Here is a 16,326-nt window from a genome sequence, read left to right as displayed (position 1 = left end):
TCCACGATGCGACCCGCCCACCGTGCGCGATGCGACTGTCACCCGACGGGGACGGCGCCGCGCTCCGGAAGCTTCAAGCTCGCACAGTAGCTGTGAGCCAGATCACGGTTGAGGTTGACCTTGGGTCAGGGTGGAAGCTCGGCGCAGCGGCGCGACGCCGACATGGACATAACAGATTCAAAGGACAAACCACCATGACGATCACCCTTTCCGACCAGGACAAGAGCACCCTGCGGATCGCCGCGTACGGCGCCGTGTCGCTGATGGCCGCCGCCGGTGCCGCCGGCAAGCCCCACAAGATCGCCACCACTGGCAGCATCGCGCTGGGCTCGGCCACCGGCCTGGTCGGACACGTGCTCGCCGACTACCCCAAGGGCAAGGACCTGGCCGGCAAGTCCGTGGCCGAGATCGCCGACCGCGTGCTGCCTGCCCTGACCGCGGCCATGAACCTGCTGAAGCAGCAGGACCCGGCCGAGGCCGGCAACTTCCGCAGCACCGTCCTCGTCGCTGTCGAAACCGCCCAGACGCACCAGGGCCCGCCGAGCCCCGCCACTACCGCGATGGCCCGCAAGATCACCGAAGCCCTCGACGCCGCCAGGGCAGCCACCGCGGACAGCGGGGCCGTGCCGGAAGCTGCGGCCGGGCAGGATCGCCCGGAACTGCGGAAGGCGATCGAGGAGATCGTCGAATCCGGTTTCCTCGGGGTGTCGCTGCGCGTGCACGATGAGCGCGGCGAGTGGGCTGGCAGCGCCGGGGTGGCCGAGCTGGGCGGGACCGCCAAGCCGCCGATCAACGGGCATGTCCGGATCGGCAGCAACACCAAGACCTTCACCGCGACCCTGGTGCTGCAGCTGGTGGCCGAGGGCAAGCTCGGGCTCGACATCCCGGTGGATGACTACCTGCCCGAGTTCGGGCTGGACCGGCGGATCACGGTGCGGATGCTGTTGCAGCACACCAGCGGGCTGTTCAACTTCACCGGCGAGGTCTACGACGACGGGACGATCGTGCCGGGGATCCCCATCCCCTACGGCACCACGGGCAAGGAGTGGGTGGACAACCGGCTCAAGACCTACCGGCCGCAGGAGTTGCTGGAGCTGGCGTTGTCCAAGCCGGCGCGGTTCGAGCCGGGGACGGGCTGGAGCTATTCCAACACCAACTACGTGCTGGCCAGGCTGCTGATCGAGAAGGTCACCGGCCGCTCGCTGGCCGAGGAGATGCGGCGGCTGATCCTGGGGCCGCTCAACCTGTCGGGTACGGTGGTGCCGGATGCCTCGCCGGAGATCCCCGAGCCGCACGCGCACGCCTACTACCGGTACGAGGACGCCGGCGAGCAGACGATCGACATCACCCGCCAGAACCCCTCCTGGATCTCCACCGGCGGTGACATGATCTCGACCACCCAGGACCTGCACACGTTCATCTCCGCGCTGCTGGGCGGCAAGCTCCTCCCGGCCCCGCTGCTGGCCGAGATGTGCACCCCGCACCCGACGGGCATCCCGAACATGGACTACGGCCTGGGAGTGTTCGTGGTGACCACGGACGACGGCGGCACGGTCATCTCCCACAACGGCGCCGCCGTGGGCCACGCGGCGCTGATGTACAGCACCCCCGACGGCAGCAAGACCCTGACCGCCGCACTGAGCTGCGTGGACGACGCTGACCTGTCCATCGCGGCAGCGTTCCAGAACGCCCAGCAGAGGCTCCTCAACGAAGTGTTCAGCCGACGAGCCGAGCACCTGTGACCCGTAGGCCTCAAGGGGCCACGCCGAGCTCGACGAGCTCGGCGTGGCCCGTCCACATGCTCGGCCGTGGTCTGCCTGGTCGCCGAGCTCGAGCACAAGGCAGGATTGCGCAGATGAACGGAGTCACGATCGGGCAGGCGGCGGCGTTCGTCGGCGTCACGGTGAAGACGGTGCGGCACTACCACAAGCTCGGCCTGGTGAAGGAGCCGGAACGCGACAGCTCCGGCTACCGCAGGTACGGATCGGCCGAGCTGTTGCGGCTGGTGCAGGTCCGGACGCTGGCCGGCGCCGGGGTGCCGCTGGCCGAGATCGGGCCGATGCTCGACGCCGACCCCGCGCTGTTCACCGCCGCGCTCGCCGACGTCGAGCGGCAGCTCACCGAACAAATCGAGGAGCTGAGCGCGCGCCGTGACACGCTGCGCCGGCTCGCCGACGGAGACCGGGCGCTGCTGCCGGACCGCGCGGTGGCGCTGCTGGAGCGGCTGTCCGGCCTCGGCTTCCCTGCGGAGGAGGTGGCGGCCACCAGGGAGGGCTGGGTACTGGCCAGGGCCCTGGTCCCCGAGGGCTTCGACGACTACCTCACCCATGTCGAGCACGCCCTCGACGACCCCCGCTTCGTCGCGTTGAGCAAGCACGCAATCGAAGCCACGGCATGGAAGCCGGACGACCCGCGCCTGGCCGAACTCGCCACCGCCATGGCCGACCACTTCCTCGCCAACCCCGCACACCTGAAGATCGTGACCGGCCTGCAAGCCCGCACCGACGCCGCAGCCCGGTACACGCTGATCGCCCACCACGGCGAAGAGCAGGGATCGGCCACGGCCCGGGGGGTCGCGCTCGTCGAGGCCAAGCTCCGCGCCGCCGGCATCCACATCCCCAGACCAGAAACCCACTGACCGCGCCGTGCCGCAAACGTCATCCACCGTGCCTCAGGACGCGGGCACGCCGGTGACCCGGCGCATGAACGCGTCGAACGTGCGGTTGGGCAGCACACCGTGCAAGAAGATCATCGGCTTGGCGGCGAAGCCGACCGCGTACCGCGTCCTGGGACGGCGCGCCTTGACGGCCTTCACGATCGTCTTGGCGATCAGCTCGGGTGCCGAGAGGCGGCCCTCGTTGGCCTCGGAGCTGAGCGAATCGGCCACGGCGTTGCCCTGCGGCGCGTAAGGGCCGGTGCCGGAGACGGCGCGGACCTTCTGCGCGGCGATGCCGCCCCACTCGGACCTGACGCCGCCCGGCTCGACCACCACGACGTCGATCCCGAAGGGCTTGACCTCCATGCGCAGGCAGTCGCTGATCGCCTCGAGCGCGAACTTGGTGGCGTGGTACCACGCGCCGAGGGAGGTGTAGATCTTGCCTCCCATGGAGGTGATGTTCACGATCGTGCCCGAGCGCTGCGCGCGCATGTGCGGCAGGACCAGCTGGGTCAGGCGCGCGGCGCCGAAGACGTTGACCTCGAACTGGTCGCGGGCCTCGTCCATGGGCACGTCCTCGAGCGCGCCATAGGAGCCGTAGCCGGCGTTGTTGACCAGCACGTCGATCCGGCCCGTCTCTGCGATGATCTTCTCGACCCCGGCCTGCATGGAGGAGTCGACGGTCACGTCCATCGCGAGCAGGCGGATGCCCGACTCGGCGAGGTGTTGCATGCGCTGCACCCGCCGCGCTGCGCCGTAGACGATGTAGCCGGCCTCGTGGAGCTTGAGCGCGGTGGCCTCGCCGATGCCGGAGGAGGCGCCGGTGACCAGTGCGACCTTGGTAGTCATGGTGGTTCCTTCGAACGTGTCGGAGCTTGGTTGTCGTCGGCGCGCGGGCGCACCCGTCCTGCCGCTCCCGCCGGCCTTCCGAGGGGATCTCGACCTTCGCCAGCAACGCTAGGAGCCCATCCGGGCTCATCGACTAGCACAGCGCGCCGATCCACTTGCATCTGGCGCCACTGCACACCGTGACGTGATCGGCAAGCACGGTGGCGTGATCCGTAAGTACCATCGGAGCTCGCGGCCTCTAGGCTGGACCGATGAGCGGCCGGCGATTCACCCTCGACCCGAGCATCAAGGCACTGCTGAACGATCTCGGCGTATCGCCGACGCGCGTGCTGCGCCGCGCCCAACTGCCGACCGACCTGTTCGGCCGCGGGCCGATCGCCCTCGCGCCCGAGGAGTACTTCCGGTTCTGGGAGGCGCTCGACGCCGAGGGCGGCGATCGCGATCTCGCTGTCGCGATCGGCCGGTCGATCTCGGTCGAGATGTTCAACCCGCCCATCTTCGCCGCTCTGTGCAGCGCCGACCTCGCGACCGCCGCGCAGCGCATCGCGACGTACAAGCCGCTGATCGGCCCCATGCGGCTGGAGCTCGACCAGGGCGGCGACGGGTTGACGATCACCTGCCACTGGCCCGCGGGCATGACCCCGCCGCAGCTGCTGGCCACGGCCGAGCTGGTGTTCTGGGCCGCCCTGGCCCGGATCGCGACCCGCCACCACGTCCGGCCGGTTGACGTCAGCCTCCCGCAGCCACCCGCAGACCGCCTCGCACTCGAGGGCTTCTTCGGGGTACGCGTACGCACCGGGCCCGCCCACGCCATCACCTTCGACCGCCACGACGCGCACCGCCCGTTCCTGACCGAGAACGAGCAGATGTGGCGCTTCTTCGCACCCGAACTACGCCGACGCCTTTCCGACCTGCAGGCCGCGGCCAGCGTCGCCGACCGCGTGCGCGCGGCCCTGCACGAGACGCTGCCGGCCGGTGGCGCCTCCATGACGGAGGTCACCCGCCATCTCGCCGTCAGCGCGCGCACGCTGCAGCGACAGCTGCAACTCGAGGGCACCACCTTCCAAGAGGTCCTCGCCGGCACTCGCGAGGACCTCGCCCGCCACTACCTGAGCCACAGCGCGATGCGCACCGCCGAAATCGCCTACCTCCTGGGCTATGACGACTCCAACTCCTTCTACCGGGCGTTCCGCACCTGGACCGGGACAACCCCGGACACCCTCCGAGCCACCGCCGCCACCGGCGCCTGACCGGATCCGGTGCCGCCGGCCAGGAGGCATGAGTTCGGCTACGGAGGCACCGGCCGCTCACAACGGCACGATCAGCGCCTGGGGACGGTCGGCGGGGAAGGCCCAGATATGCTTGCCGGCCGCGACCACCAAGGCCAGGCGGGCCTTCAGCCCCAGCCGGACCACGCGGAGGGCGGGCCCCACGCCCGGATCCAGCACGAACAGGTCGCGTTCCCCGCCCGCCAGCACCCCGTTCGCGCAGACCAGGAACGGCACCGGCCCCTTCGGCACCTTCACGAACCGGCGCGGCTCCCCCGACCAGGCGGACACCCGCTCCAGGCCGCCCGCCACGCTGATCCACAGGGAACCCGCGCAGACGGTCATGCCGCCGCGCTCGCGGGTCCAGAGGTCCACCTCCCGCGGGCCGCCGCGCAGCCAGGTGTCCCGCTTCGACGTCCACCACAGCCGCTCGCCCTCGACCGCGCACCGGTCCAGACCGGGTAACTCCACCGGCTCGCCGAAGTCGCCGGGCGCGGTCAGCCTGCGTGCCCGCTCCGCGCCGACGGCCCAGATCTCGCCGCCGCCCGCGAGCACGCGGCCGTCGAAGGACGCGTCGGCGAGCGGGGCGCCGGTGGGGTCGAGCCAGTGGACCCGGCCCTCCGCGGTCCCCGCCAGCGTTCCCCGCAGCGGGCTTTCGGATAACGAGCCCAGATGGGGCGGCCCCGCGAACGTCCTGGGCACGACCACGGTCTCGGGCAACGTGCCCGGCAGGCCCGCCGTGCGCGGCACGGTCGCCGGGACAGCCGCCAGGGAGCTCAGCTCCGGCAGCCGCACCGCCTCACCGCCGTCCAGCGGTGTGCCGGAGGCGGTGTAGACCCGCATCCGGCCGGCCGCCGAGCACCAGACCGTGGTCCCGTCCGACGCGGCGACCCGGGCGGGCCACGGCAGGTCGATCCTCGTGACGGCGACGTCCATGCGCTGACCATAACCGTCCGGGCCCCGCGCGCCAGCCCCCGCCCCGAGCGACGTGCCCGAGCACTGAGAGGCCCGCGCGGGGGTATGCGGTAGGTAAGGGGGCGATCCCCGTATCAGCCGAGGCCAGGCGGACTGGGATCATGGGACGCATGCGTGTTGTGGTGATCGGGAGCGGCATCGTCGGGGCCGGTGCGGCCTACTACCTGAGCCGGCGGGGCGCCGCGGTGACCGTGGTGGACGGCGGATATCCGGGCGAGGCCACCCAGGCGGGGGCCGGCATCGTGTGCCCGTGGGTGGACCACCCGGAGGACGACGACTGGTATCAGCTGACCCGCGAGGGCACCCGCCGCTACCCGGGGCTGGTGGAGGCGCTGGGCGAGGACATCGGCTACGCCAAGGTGGGCGCGCTGCTGGTCGCCGCGGATCCGGTCGATCTGGAGCCGGTGCGCGCGCTGCTGCGCCGCCGGCACGCCGGCGCGCCCGAGATGGGCGACGTCGTCGACGTGGCGACCCCGTCCGAGCTGTTCCCGCCGCTGTCCGACGACCTGAGCGCCATCCTCGTGCCGGGCGCGGCGCGCGTGGACGGCTGCTCGGTCCGCGACGAGCTCCTGCGCGCCGCCGTGGCGCAGGGGGCGGAGGTACGCGTGGGCGCCGCGCGGCTCACCCCGGGCGGCGAGGTGTTCGTGCACCCCCCGGCCGGCGAGGCACACGCCGAGGGCGAGCCGTGGATCCCGGCCCACGCCGCCGCGGGCGTGCCCGACGAGCCCCTCGATCAGGGCGGGTCCTGGCGGCAGGGCGCGCCCACCGCGCGGGCGGCCGAGCCTCCCGTGCCGACGGGGGCGCGCCGGTTCGGCGGCGAGGGCGAGCCGCTCGACGCCGACATGGTGATCGTGGCCGCCGGGGCCTGGACGGGCGAGGTGTGCCGGCCCTTGGGCGTGGAGCTGCCGGTGTTCCCCCGGCGGGGGCAGATCATGCACGTGACGCTGGAGGGCGTGGACACCGCGTGGTGGCCGATCGTGCTGCCGAGGGTCGGACCGTACCTGCTGGGTTTCCCCGACTCCCGCGTCGTGATCGGGGCGACCGTGGAGGACGTGGGGTTCGCCCCGCGGGTCACGCTGGGCGGGCTGGACGAGGTGATCCAGGCGGGGCTGCGGGTGGCGCCCGGGCTGTTCAACGCGACCGTCGCGGAGACCAGGGTCGGACTGCGCCCCGTGTACGCCCCCGGCTCCCCCCTCATCGGGCCGCTGACCGGGCGCGTGGTGGTGGCGACGGGCCTGAGCGCGTACGGGCTGACGGCGGGCCCGTTCACCGGCGAGATCGCGGCCGCGCTCGCCCTCGGCGAGGAGCCGCCCATCGACATCACGCCGTACGCGCCCGCCGTCGGATAATCACAGCAAGCACTCACGTAACATCAGATTCCTCCCCACCGTGACGCCGTGGGGAGGCCGCGTTGCCGCTGCTCGCTCTCTTGATGTTGCTCCTGCTGGTGACCTCCTGTACCTCCACGCCGCCCGCCCCCCTACCTGCGCCCGTGCCCTCGCCCCCGCCGAGTCGTCCTTCCCCGACCCCGAGGAAGCGCCCGCCCGCCAAGGAGGTGTGGGTCCCGTACGCCGCCTCGGGCCGGTACACGGTCGTGCCCGGCGGCGCGCCCGCCCGGCCGGGGTCCGGGGAGGTGGTGCGGTACCTGGTGGAGGTGGAGTCCGGCCTGCCGTTCGAGCCGGCCGCGTTCGCCGCCGACGTGCATCGGGTGCTCAACGACGTACGCGGCTGGGCGCGCTTCGAACGCGTCGACCACGGCCCGGTGCAGGTCCGCGTCGCCCTGTCGAGTCCCTTGCTCACGACCCTCCAGTGCGAGCCCCTGCGCACGGGGGGCGAGCTGTCCTGCTGGAACGGCACCCGCTCGGTCATCAATGCCCTGCGCTGGGCGAAGGGCGTCCCGCAGTACCGCGGCGACCTGACCGCGTACCGGGCCTACCTGATCAGCCACGAGGTCGGGCACAGCCTGGGGCACGGCCACGAGCCCTGTCCCGGGCCCGGCCGCCTCGCCCCCGTCATGACCCAGCAGTCGAAGTCGCTGGACCGCTGCCGCCCCAACCCGTGGCCCTTCCCCGACCGGGGCCGTGAACCCGGGTGCGGCGACACCCCGCCCGGTGACGGCAGGGGCTGCCGCGAGGCGCGAGGATGACGACCGGTAGGTTCTTCCGGTCGATGAGGTCGCCGCACGCTGGGGAGCGTCGGCGAAACGATCGAAGCAGCCTGACCTATCGCGATATATCGTAGGACGGGAACACCGGGGAATCCCGCTCGGTTGAGCGGGATGCACAGACTTTCCAGGGGAGTGTGGCTGATGGCAGGAATGCGTACGGCACGGCGGGTCCTCGCGGGCGGCGTGGCCCTGGCGGCTGCGGGCTGGGCGTTGCGCGATGTCCCCGCCGAGCTGGGCGTACGGCCTCTGACGTCGGGGCCGGACCGGGCGGCGCGGATGCGCCGCTCGCGGCAGTTCAGGGACGGCACCTTCTTCAACCCGATGCCGGAGCCGACCAACATGATGACGGCCCCGCCCGCCGGTCTGCTCGGCGAGCTGGCCAAGAACAAGGAGCAGCGCCGCCCCGCGGGCCCCATCCCGCTGCGCGTCCCGCCGTCCGGCCCGCCGCCCGCCGACGGCGTGCGCGCGATCTGGTACGGCCACGCCTCGACGCTGGTGGAGATCGAGGGCAAGCGGGTGCTGTTCGACCCGGTGTGGAGCAACCGGCCCTCACCGTCGCAGTTCGTCGGCCCCAAGCGGCACCACCCGGTGCCCGTCGAGCTCGGCGAGCTGCCGATGGTCGACGCCATCGCGATCTCGCACGACCACTACGACCACCTCGACCTGGCGACCGTGCGCACGCTGCTCAGGACGCAGAAGGCCCCGTTCCTGGTGCCGCTGGGCATCGGGGCGCACCTGGAGCGGTGGGGCGTGCCGGCGTTCCGGATCATCGAGCTCGACTGGGAGGAGGAGGCCGAGGTGGCGGGGCTGCGCTTCGTCGCCACGGCGGCCCGGCACTTCTCCGGCCGGGCCTTCACCCGTAATGACACGTTGTGGGGTTCCTGGGTGGTGGCCGGGGCGAACAAGCGGGTCTTCTACGCGGGCGACTCCGGATACTTCGAGGGCTACCGGGGCATCGGGTCGGCGCACGGGCCGTTCGACCTGACGCTGATGCCGATCGGCGCCTACAGCCCCGCCTGGCCCGACATCCACATGAACCCGGAGGAGGCCGTCAACGCCCACCTCGACCTCGGCGGCTCGCTGCTGCTCCCCGTCCACTGGGCGACCTTCACGCTGGCCCTGCACCCGTGGTCCGAGCCGGTGGAACGGCTGTGGCGCGAGTCCAAGGCACGCGACGTCAAGATCGCCGTCCCCCGGCCCGGCGAGGCCGTGGACACCTCCGCCGCCCAGGTGGTGGAGGGCTGGTGGGAGATCCTCGGCTGAGCCCCTGCCCTCCGACCGCGCCCCCGCTGCCCCGTACAGTCATGGCGTGAGCAACCTGGAGCTTGACCCGCAGGAGATCCGCTGCGGCGCCGAGGCGGGCGCGGACGGCGAGGTGCTGGTGGGGCGCGAGGTGCCGCTGGGCGGGCCACGCGCGATGATGGTGAGCAGGACGCTGCCGGGCGTGCACCGGCGCATGATCGGCGCATGGTGTTTCGTGGACGCCTACGGGCCCCAGCGCGCCACGATGCGGGTGCCGCCGCACCCGCACACCGGGCTGCAGACGGTGAGCTGGCTGGTCGAGGGCGAGGTGCTGCACCGCGACAGCCTCGGCAGCCTTCAGGAGATCCGCCCCGGCCAGCTCAACCTGATGACCGCCGGCCGGGGCATCTCCCATTCGGAGGAGTCGCCGGAGACGGTGCTGCACGGGGTGCAGCTGTGGGTGGCGCTGCCCGGCGAGCACCGGCACACCGGGCCCGCGTTCGAACACCATCCGGCGCTGCCCGTGCTCGCGGGGCCCGGTTTCGAGGCGATCGTCGCCATGGGGTCGCTCGGCGGGGTCGAATCGCCGGCCACCGCGTTCAGCCCGCTGGTGGGGGCCGAGATCGCGGTGGACGGCACGTGCGAGGTGCCGCTCTCGCCCGGGTTCGAGCACGGTGTGCTGTTGCTCGACGGCGCGGTCGAGCAGCTGGAGCCGGGGGCGCTGGTGTACCTGCCGCCGGGGCGCTCCGCGCTGCGGCTGTCGGGGCGCGGCCGGGTCCTGCTGATCGGCGGCGAGCCCTTCGGCGAGGAGATCGTCATGTGGTGGAACTTCGTCGGCCGCTCCCACGACGAGATCGCCGCGTTCCGCGAGGACTGGATGGAGGGCGAGGGGTTCGGCGCCGTCGAGGGGTTCGACGGGGCGCCGCTCCCCGCGCCCGTCCTGCCCGCCATCCGGCTGAAGCCGCGCGGGCGGGTGCGCTAGCCCTTCCTGAACGTGTAGACGACCTCGATGTCGTCGCCCCTGGTCGGCACCTCGGCCAGCAGGCGCACCATCTTCCCGGTGAAGTCGATCACCTGGACCTGCTGCTTGTCGGAGCCGCCGTCCGGGCGCACCCAGCAGAGCAGGTGATCGTCGTCGAACCAGGCGGCCAGGCCGCCGCAGGCCGACTCGATCCGCTTCACCTCGGCGCCGGTGCGGCTGTCGTACACGCAGTTGTTGCCGCTCTCCAGACCCGGGCAGTCGGTGACGAACCGCCTGCCCGACGGCGAGAACAGCTCGTCGGCGACGCCGGCACCGACGTTCGGGATGCGGCGGACGCGCAGGCCGCTCGCGTCGAAGAAGCGCAGGGCCTGCTGCTCGGCGTCGATCGACATGGCGACCACGCCGGTGTCGGTGTCGTCGAAGCCGTACCTGATGTCCTTCAGCGAGCTCTCCCTGAGGGAGGCGACCGTGGCCTTCCTGGTGGTCACGTCCACGATGGCGAAGCCGGTCGACTGCCAGGTGTCCTTGACGGGGTTGCCGACGTTGAGCAGCACGCGGGTGCTGTCGCGGGACCAGGCCTGGATGTACGCGCTGAGCGGCTGCCGCGAGGTCTTGACCGAGAACCGCTCGCCCGTCGTCTTGTCGGTGATCTCCACGGTGTCGTAGTGGTCGATGAAGTTCTTGCCGCGCTGGGCGAGGTAGCGGCCGTCCGGGGAGAGCATGCTCTCCCACTGGTCCTGATATTTCGTGAAACCTCCCGTCAGGGAGTCGCGGGCGTAGTAGACCCAGTCCTTGGTCTTGGTGTCCTTGACCATGTACGTCGTCAGCCTGACCGGGTCGTCCGGGCTCTCGTACACGGTGGCGTCGGTGCCGGGGAGCCGGACCGGGGTGAGGTTCGCGGTCGGGACCGGGGACACGGTGGGGCTCGGGGACGCGGTGGTGGTGTTCGGAACGGGGGTGGGGAGCGCCTGCGGCTTGGGCGGCAGGTTGATGACGGTCACCACGACGATGGCGATCGCCGCCACCAGCGCCACGCCCGCGATGGCTCCGCCGATCAGCCAGTTCCTCCGGTTGCCGCCGGACGGGGGCGGGGGCGGGCCACCGTACGGGATGCCTCTGGGTGGGGTGCCCGGCTGCTGGAAGGGGGCGGGCGGCTCGAACCCCGGCCGGGCGCCGGGAGGCGGCGGCTGATCCCCACCCAACGGCCGATACTGCCCCGGGGGCGGCGGCGGGGTCGGCGGGGGATACGGCGGCTGAGGGTAGGGCTGCTGGGGATACGGCTGCTGGGGGTACGGCGCCTGGGGGTACTGCGCCTGGGGGTACGGCGCCTGCCCGGCCCACGCCTGCGGCCCAGACCCACCGGCCCGATCACCGCCCGGCGCCCGCCACGCAGACCCTCCACCCCCCGAACCCCCGCTTCCCACCGAGCCCGCACCACCACCCGGCACCTCGCCACTCGTCGAAGGCGCCCCGCCCGCCTGGGACCACCCACCCACCGGAGCGGCGCCACCCGGCGGGGTCGCGCCACCCGCTGGAGAACCGCCACCCACCGGAGCGGCGCCACCCGGCGAAGCCGCACCACCCACCGGCGGCCCGTCCCCGGCCGAAGGCTCGCCACCCGTCGGAGGGGTGGCGCCGAAGGCGGCGGCGGCCTGGTGGAGGGCGTCCGGGTTCGAGGTCGGGTGCTCCAGGAGGCGGTGGATCACCTGCTCGGCAGTCGGCCGCCGCCCGGGATCCTTGGACAGGCAGGCCGCGACCAGTTCGCGCAACGTCCCCGTCAGCCGCCCCAGATCCGGCTCGGCGTTGAGGACGCGCTGCACGGTCGCGGGCATGGTGCCGCCCGCGAACGGCCCCGCGCCGGAGGCTGCGAAGACGATGGTGCACGCCCAGGCGAACATGTCGGCCGCCGGCCCGGCGGGATCCCCCAGAAGTTGCTCGGGCGCCAGGAACGCCGAATCGCCGACGGGCACGGTCGTGTCGCCGGAGGTCACGTCGAGCGCCCTGGCGATCCCGAACCCGATCACCCTGGGCCCCTCGCTGCCCAGCAGCACGTTGCCGGGGCTGAAGTCGCGGTGCACGATGCCCGCCTGGTGGATCGCGGCGAGGGCGGTGGCGGTGCCGATGGCCAGCCGGTGCAGCGCGGGCCCGGTGCGCGGCCCCTCCTCGCGCACCGCGCGCTCCAGCGCCAGGCCGTCCACGTACTCGCTGACGATGTACGGGCGGCCCTCGTGCACGCCGCTGTCCAGCACCTTCGCGGTGCAGAACGGCGCCACCCGCCGCGCCGCCGCCACCTCCCTGGCGAACCGCTCCGCCGCCGCCCCGTCACCCGCCAGCTCAGGCCGCAGCCATTTGACGGCCGCCCGCCTCCCCTGCTCGTCGACGCCCAGATAGACGACACCCTGAACGCCTTCTCCCAGCCGTCCCCGGATCTCGTAGCCTCCGAGACCGGAGGGATCTCCTGCTCTGAGTTCAGTTATCGGCGGCATGCGCGCATTATGAGCGCCGGATCTTGCAAACGGCTTACATCAATCGTGAGCCTTCCTCCCGTCCGCGTGGCGGCAGAGCGGCTCGCCTACGTCAGCCGCTGCGCCTTGCTCAGCAGCCGCTGCGCCACCACGACCAGCGCCAGGAACATCCCGCTGACCACCTGCTGGAACGCCGACGTCAGGCTCCCGACCTGGTTGATCAGGCTCTGGATGACGCCGAGCAGCAGCACGCCGGCCACGGTCCCGGTGATGCCGCCCGCTCCCCCGGTCAGCAACGTGCCGCCGATCACGACGGCCGCGATGGCGTCCAGTTCGAGGCCGATGCCGAGGATCGTCACCCCGGAGGAGAGCCGGGCGGCGTTCAACGCCCCCGCCAGGCCCGCGAGGAGGGCGGACATCACGTACACGTAGACCTTCGTGCGCACGACCGGGACGCCCATGAAGGCCGCCGCCTGCTCGTTGCCGCCGATGGCGTAGACGTTCTGGCCGAAGCCGGTGCGTTGCAGCAGGACCATCGCCAGCAGGGCCAGGATGATCGTGATGTAGACGGGGTACGACAGGCCGAGAAGCTCGCCCTGGCCGAGGGTGGCGAAGGCCCGATTTTTCACGAGATAGGTGGTGGCGCCCTCGTTCGAGATCGCGAGCATCAGCCCGCGCACGCCGAGCAGCCCCGCCAGGGTCACGATGAACGGCGCCATCCCCGTACGCGCGATGACCAGGCCCTGGAGCAGGCCGACCACCCCGCACACGGCCAGGGGCAGCAGCAGCGCCACGATCAGCCCGTACTGCGACCCGTACGCGGCCAGCACGCCGCCGAGCACGAACAGCGACCCCACCGACAGGTCGATCCCGCCGCTGATGATGACGAACGTCATCCCGATCGCGATGATCGCCAGGAAGGACGAGGACACAACGACGCTGGCCGCGTTCTCCGGCGTGGCGAACGAGTCGAACGCCAGGCTGCCCACGATCACCAGCAGGCCGAGCACCATCATGGCGCCGTGCTGCTGGAGGATGCGGCTCACCTGTTCACGGTTCATCGGCGCTCCCGGGTGGCGTAGACGGCGGCCAGGATGATGACCGCCTGGACCATCTGGGTCCACGACTGCGGCAGGTTGTGCTTGATCAGCGTGGCCGACAGCAGCTGCATGAGCAGCGCGCCCATGACCGTGCTCAGCACCCTGATGCGGCCGCCGGTCAGCGGGGTGCCGCCGACCACGACCGCCGTGATCGCCGACAGCTCGATGAAGAGCCCGAGCGAGGTCGGGTCGCTGGCCTGCAGCCGGGCCGTGGCCAGTACCCCGGCCAGCGCCGCCAGCAGCCCCGAGATCACGTAGACGGTCAGGAGCACGCGTTTGACCGGCAGCCCGGACAGCTCGCTGGCCGACCGGTTGCCGCCGATCGCCACCACCTGCCGCCCGAACGTGGTCCGCCGCACCACGAACAGCACGACCACCGTCAGCGCCGCCGCGATGAGCACGATCACCGGGATCCCGGCGACCGAACTGCTGCCGAGCGCGATCAGGTCCGGGTTGCGGAACTCGACGAGCTGCGGCACCAGGACGTTCGCCAGCCCGCGTACACCGACCAGCAGCGCCAGGGTGGCCACGATCGGCTGCACCCCGACGTACGCGACCAGCGCCCCGCCCGCCGCTCCGACCACGGCGCCTCCGGCCACGGCCACGATCAGCGCGGGCAGCCAGCCGTACCCGAGGTAGAGCACGACCAGCGCGGCCGCGAGCGCCATCACCGAGCCGACCGACAGGTCGATGCCCTGGGTGCCGATCACCAGCGCCATCCCGAGGGAGACGATCACGATGGGGGTGACCTGGACGAGCTGGGTGCGGAAGTTCGCGGCGTCCAGGAAGTGCGGGGTGAACAGCACGTTGAACAGCAGCAGCGCCAGCACCGCCGCGTACACGCCGTAGTCCTGGACCCAGGCGAACAGGCGCGGTTTGAGCACCGCGACGCGCCCCTGCACGGTGAGCTCAGCCATCGCCCCGCTCCTCGCCCGCCTGACCCACGGCCGTGTGCTCCGCGATCGTCGCCATGATCCTCTCCTCGGTGACCTCGTCGCCCGACAGCTCCCCGACGACCGCGCCCTCGCGCAGCACCAGGATCCTGTCGGCGCCCTCGACCAGCTCCTCCAGATCGGAGGAGATCAGCAGCACGCCCAGCCCCTCTTCGGCCAGCTCGTCGATCAGCGCCTGCACCTCGGCCTTCGCGCCGACGTCGATGCCCCGGGTGGGCTCGTCGAGCAGCAGCACCTTGGGTCGCACGGCCAGCCAGCGGGCGAGCAGCACCTTCTGCTGGTTGCCACCGGACAGCTCGGACACCAGCTGATGCGGCGACGCGGCCTTGATCCTCAGCCTCCGCATGAAGATCTCGACCACCCGGTCGATCTTCGCATCGGACACCACGCCTGCCGTACCCAGAGTGGGGAGGGCGGCCAGCGCGATGTTCTCCCGTACCGAGAGGGTCGGGATGATGCCCTCGGCTTTGCGGTCCTCGGGCAGCAGGCTCACCCCCGCCCTGATCGCCGCCTTCGTCCCCCTACGGACGGGCCGGCCCGCCACCAGCACCTGGCCGCCGTCGATCGGGAGCGCGCCGACGATGGCCTTCGCGGTCTCGGTCCGACCCGCGCCGAGCAGTCCGCCCAGCCCGACGACCTCACCGGGCGCGATGGCCACGTCCACGCCGTCGAGGACGTGACGGCGGGTGAGCCCCCGCGCCTCGACCACAGGCGCACCCACCCCGACGCCCAACCCATCGGACTCGAGCGGGGGCTCAGTCGAGGCACCGCCGGTCACCGAAGCACCGGCACCGGGCACACCCACAGCCCCCGCCGACACCGCAGACCCCTCGAAGGCCGCCGGTGCTGTGGGACCCGGTGGGGAGGATGTGGACGATGCAAGGGTGGTGGTGCGGTGGCGGGTGCGGGAGAAGCGGGTGAGGCCGCCCGTACGGACCTCGTTCAGGTCGCGGCCCAGCATGAGCGAGATGAGCCGCAGCCGCTCCACCTCGGCGAGCGGCCCCGAGTGGGCGACGCGGCCGTCCCGAAGCACCGTCACCTGGTCGCACACCCGGTACAGCTCGTCCAGCCGGTGACTGACGTACATGACGGCGATCCCCGCGTCCCGCAGCCGCCGGATCACCCCGAACAGCGTCTCCACCTCTCGCGGCTCCAGCGAGGACGTGGGCTCGTCCATGATGACCACCCGCGCGTCCACCGAGACCGCCCTGGCCAGGGCGACCATCTGCTGGGCCCCGACCCCGAGGGTGCGCAGCGGCCGGCGGACGTCGGTCGCGACCCCGTATCCAGCGAGAACGCGTTGCGCCTCCCCGTGCATCGCGGCCGCGTCGATCACCCCGAAGCGGCCGCGCGGCTCGCGGCCGAGCAGCAGGTTGCGGGCCACGCTCATCATCGGGACGAGGTTGACCTCCTGGTAGATGGTGGAGATCCCGGCGCGCTGCGCTTCCATGGGGGTGCCGAAGACGGCGGGAGCGCCCTGGTAGCGCAGCTCGCCGCCGTCCGGCCGGTACACGCCGGTGAAGACCTTGATCAGCGTGGACTTGCCCGCGCCGTTCTCGCCGACGAGGGCGTGCACCTCGCCCGGGCGGAGGGCGAGGGACACACCGTCGAGAGCGAGCACACCGGGGAAGCGTTTGCTGACCGCCCGGGCCTCGAGAACCGGTTCCAA

The 16,326-nt window shown here is 72.0% G+C and carries 13 protein-coding genes; 7 read left to right on the top strand and 6 right to left on the bottom strand.

Annotated elements, in window-relative coordinates:
• Positions 1 to 194: 194 nt before the first annotated feature.
• Together ACIHFD_RS21070 and ACIHFD_RS21065 are read left to right on the top strand one after the other, a co-directional pair.
• A complete protein-coding gene (locus tag ACIHFD_RS21070) occupies positions 195 to 1,742 on the top strand; it encodes a serine hydrolase domain-containing protein (RefSeq protein WP_397368346.1) in 1,548 nt (515 codons plus the stop codon).
• A 113-nt stretch (positions 1,743 to 1,855) separates the two neighbouring features.
• Positions 1,856 to 2,638: a MerR family transcriptional regulator gene (locus ACIHFD_RS21065; RefSeq protein ID WP_397368345.1), complete on the top strand. Its 783-nt coding sequence runs from the start codon at positions 1,856 to 1,858 to the stop codon at positions 2,636 to 2,638.
• Positions 2,639 to 2,671: 33 nt separating this feature from the next.
• Here ACIHFD_RS21065 and ACIHFD_RS21060 read toward each other — a convergent pair whose 3' ends face one another.
• On the bottom strand, positions 2,672 to 3,505 hold the full coding sequence (locus ACIHFD_RS21060; protein WP_397368344.1) for an oxidoreductase: 834 nt from the start codon (positions 3,503 to 3,505) through the stop codon (positions 2,672 to 2,674).
• A gap of 251 nt (positions 3,506 to 3,756) precedes the next feature.
• Here ACIHFD_RS21060 and ACIHFD_RS21055 point away from each other — a divergent pair, with 251 nt between their 5' ends.
• Positions 3,757 to 4,755, top strand: a complete 999-nt coding sequence (locus ACIHFD_RS21055; RefSeq protein WP_397368343.1) for an AraC family transcriptional regulator ligand-binding domain-containing protein — start codon at positions 3,757 to 3,759, stop codon at positions 4,753 to 4,755.
• A 57-nt stretch (positions 4,756 to 4,812) separates the two neighbouring features.
• On the opposite strand, the gene ACIHFD_RS21050 is transcribed toward ACIHFD_RS21055, so the two are convergent.
• Complete coding sequence (locus tag ACIHFD_RS21050; RefSeq protein WP_397368342.1) at positions 4,813 to 5,709, bottom strand: hypothetical protein; 897 nt, start codon at positions 5,707 to 5,709, stop codon at positions 4,813 to 4,815.
• 149 nt (positions 5,710 to 5,858) lie between these two features.
• Here ACIHFD_RS21050 and ACIHFD_RS21045 point away from each other — a divergent pair, with 149 nt between their 5' ends.
• From ACIHFD_RS21045 to ACIHFD_RS21030, 4 genes are all read left to right on the top strand, one after another.
• Positions 5,859 to 7,097, top strand: a complete 1,239-nt coding sequence (locus tag ACIHFD_RS21045) for an NAD(P)/FAD-dependent oxidoreductase (RefSeq protein ID WP_397368341.1) — start codon at positions 5,859 to 5,861, stop codon at positions 7,095 to 7,097.
• 206 nt (positions 7,098 to 7,303) lie between these two features.
• Positions 7,304 to 7,894, top strand: coding sequence for a DUF3152 domain-containing protein (locus ACIHFD_RS21040; RefSeq protein ID WP_350740345.1), 591 nt, complete (start codon positions 7,304 to 7,306; stop codon positions 7,892 to 7,894).
• Between the two features lie 162 nt (positions 7,895 to 8,056).
• Complete coding sequence (locus ACIHFD_RS21035; protein WP_363968928.1) at positions 8,057 to 9,178, top strand: MBL fold metallo-hydrolase; 1,122 nt, start codon at positions 8,057 to 8,059, stop codon at positions 9,176 to 9,178.
• A gap of 46 nt (positions 9,179 to 9,224) precedes the next feature.
• A complete protein-coding gene (locus ACIHFD_RS21030; protein WP_397368340.1) occupies positions 9,225 to 10,139 on the top strand; it encodes a pirin family protein in 915 nt (304 codons plus the stop codon).
• On the opposite strand, the gene ACIHFD_RS21025 is transcribed toward ACIHFD_RS21030, so the two are convergent.
• The 4 genes from ACIHFD_RS21025 to ACIHFD_RS21010 all read right to left on the bottom strand — a co-directional run bounded on the left by ACIHFD_RS21025 (position 10,136) and on the right by ACIHFD_RS21010 (position 16,326).
• Positions 10,136 to 12,625 carry a protein kinase gene (locus tag ACIHFD_RS21025; RefSeq protein WP_397368339.1) on the bottom strand — a complete coding sequence of 830 codons (2,490 nt, stop codon included), beginning with the start codon at positions 12,623 to 12,625 and terminating at the stop codon, positions 10,136 to 10,138. The genes ACIHFD_RS21030 and ACIHFD_RS21025 overlap by 4 nt on opposite strands.
• Positions 12,626 to 12,711: 86 nt before the next feature.
• Positions 12,712 to 13,665, bottom strand: a complete 954-nt coding sequence (locus ACIHFD_RS21020; RefSeq protein ID WP_350740333.1) for an ABC transporter permease — start codon at positions 13,663 to 13,665, stop codon at positions 12,712 to 12,714.
• Positions 13,662 to 14,621, bottom strand: coding sequence for an ABC transporter permease (locus ACIHFD_RS21015; RefSeq protein WP_185074262.1), 960 nt, complete (start codon positions 14,619 to 14,621; stop codon positions 13,662 to 13,664). The genes ACIHFD_RS21020 and ACIHFD_RS21015 overlap by 4 nt, the downstream gene beginning before the upstream one ends.
• The gene (locus ACIHFD_RS21010; protein WP_397368338.1) at positions 14,614 to 16,326 is read right to left on the bottom strand and encodes a sugar ABC transporter ATP-binding protein; all 1,713 of its coding nucleotides are present in this window, start codon (positions 16,324 to 16,326) and stop codon (positions 14,614 to 14,616) included. Before ACIHFD_RS21010 ends, ACIHFD_RS21015 begins: the two co-directional genes overlap by 8 nt.

The sequence above is a fragment of the Nonomuraea sp. NPDC051941 genome, from assembly GCF_044593615.1.
Note: the sequence above shows the minus strand (reverse complement) of the source record. Positions and strands in the feature narration are given on the sequence as shown.

What these genes read in the sequence shown, in the direction of transcription:
- ACIHFD_RS21070 (WP_397368346.1), top strand. Translation starts at nt 195, where the DNA reads ATGACGATCACCCTTTCCGACCAGGACAAGAGCACCCTGCGGATCGCC.
- ACIHFD_RS21065 (WP_397368345.1), top strand. Translation starts at nt 1,856, where the DNA reads ATGAACGGAGTCACGATCGGGCAGGCGGCGGCGTTCGTCGGCGTCACG.
- ACIHFD_RS21060 (WP_397368344.1), bottom strand. Translation starts at nt 3,505, where the DNA reads ATGACTACCAAGGTCGCACTGGTCACCGGCGCCTCCTCCGGCATCGGC.
- ACIHFD_RS21055 (WP_397368343.1), top strand. Translation starts at nt 3,757, where the DNA reads ATGAGCGGCCGGCGATTCACCCTCGACCCGAGCATCAAGGCACTGCTG.
- ACIHFD_RS21050 (WP_397368342.1), bottom strand. Translation starts at nt 5,709, where the DNA reads ATGGACGTCGCCGTCACGAGGATCGACCTGCCGTGGCCCGCCCGGGTC.
- ACIHFD_RS21045 (WP_397368341.1), top strand. Translation starts at nt 5,859, where the DNA reads ATGCGTGTTGTGGTGATCGGGAGCGGCATCGTCGGGGCCGGTGCGGCC.
- ACIHFD_RS21035 (WP_363968928.1), top strand. Translation starts at nt 8,057, where the DNA reads ATGGCAGGAATGCGTACGGCACGGCGGGTCCTCGCGGGCGGCGTGGCC.
- ACIHFD_RS21025 (WP_397368339.1), bottom strand. Translation starts at nt 12,625, where the DNA reads ATGCCGCCGATAACTGAACTCAGAGCAGGAGATCCCTCCGGTCTCGGA.
- ACIHFD_RS21020 (WP_350740333.1), bottom strand. Translation starts at nt 13,665, where the DNA reads ATGAACCGTGAACAGGTGAGCCGCATCCTCCAGCAGCACGGCGCCATG.
- ACIHFD_RS21015 (WP_185074262.1), bottom strand. Translation starts at nt 14,621, where the DNA reads ATGGCTGAGCTCACCGTGCAGGGGCGCGTCGCGGTGCTCAAACCGCGC.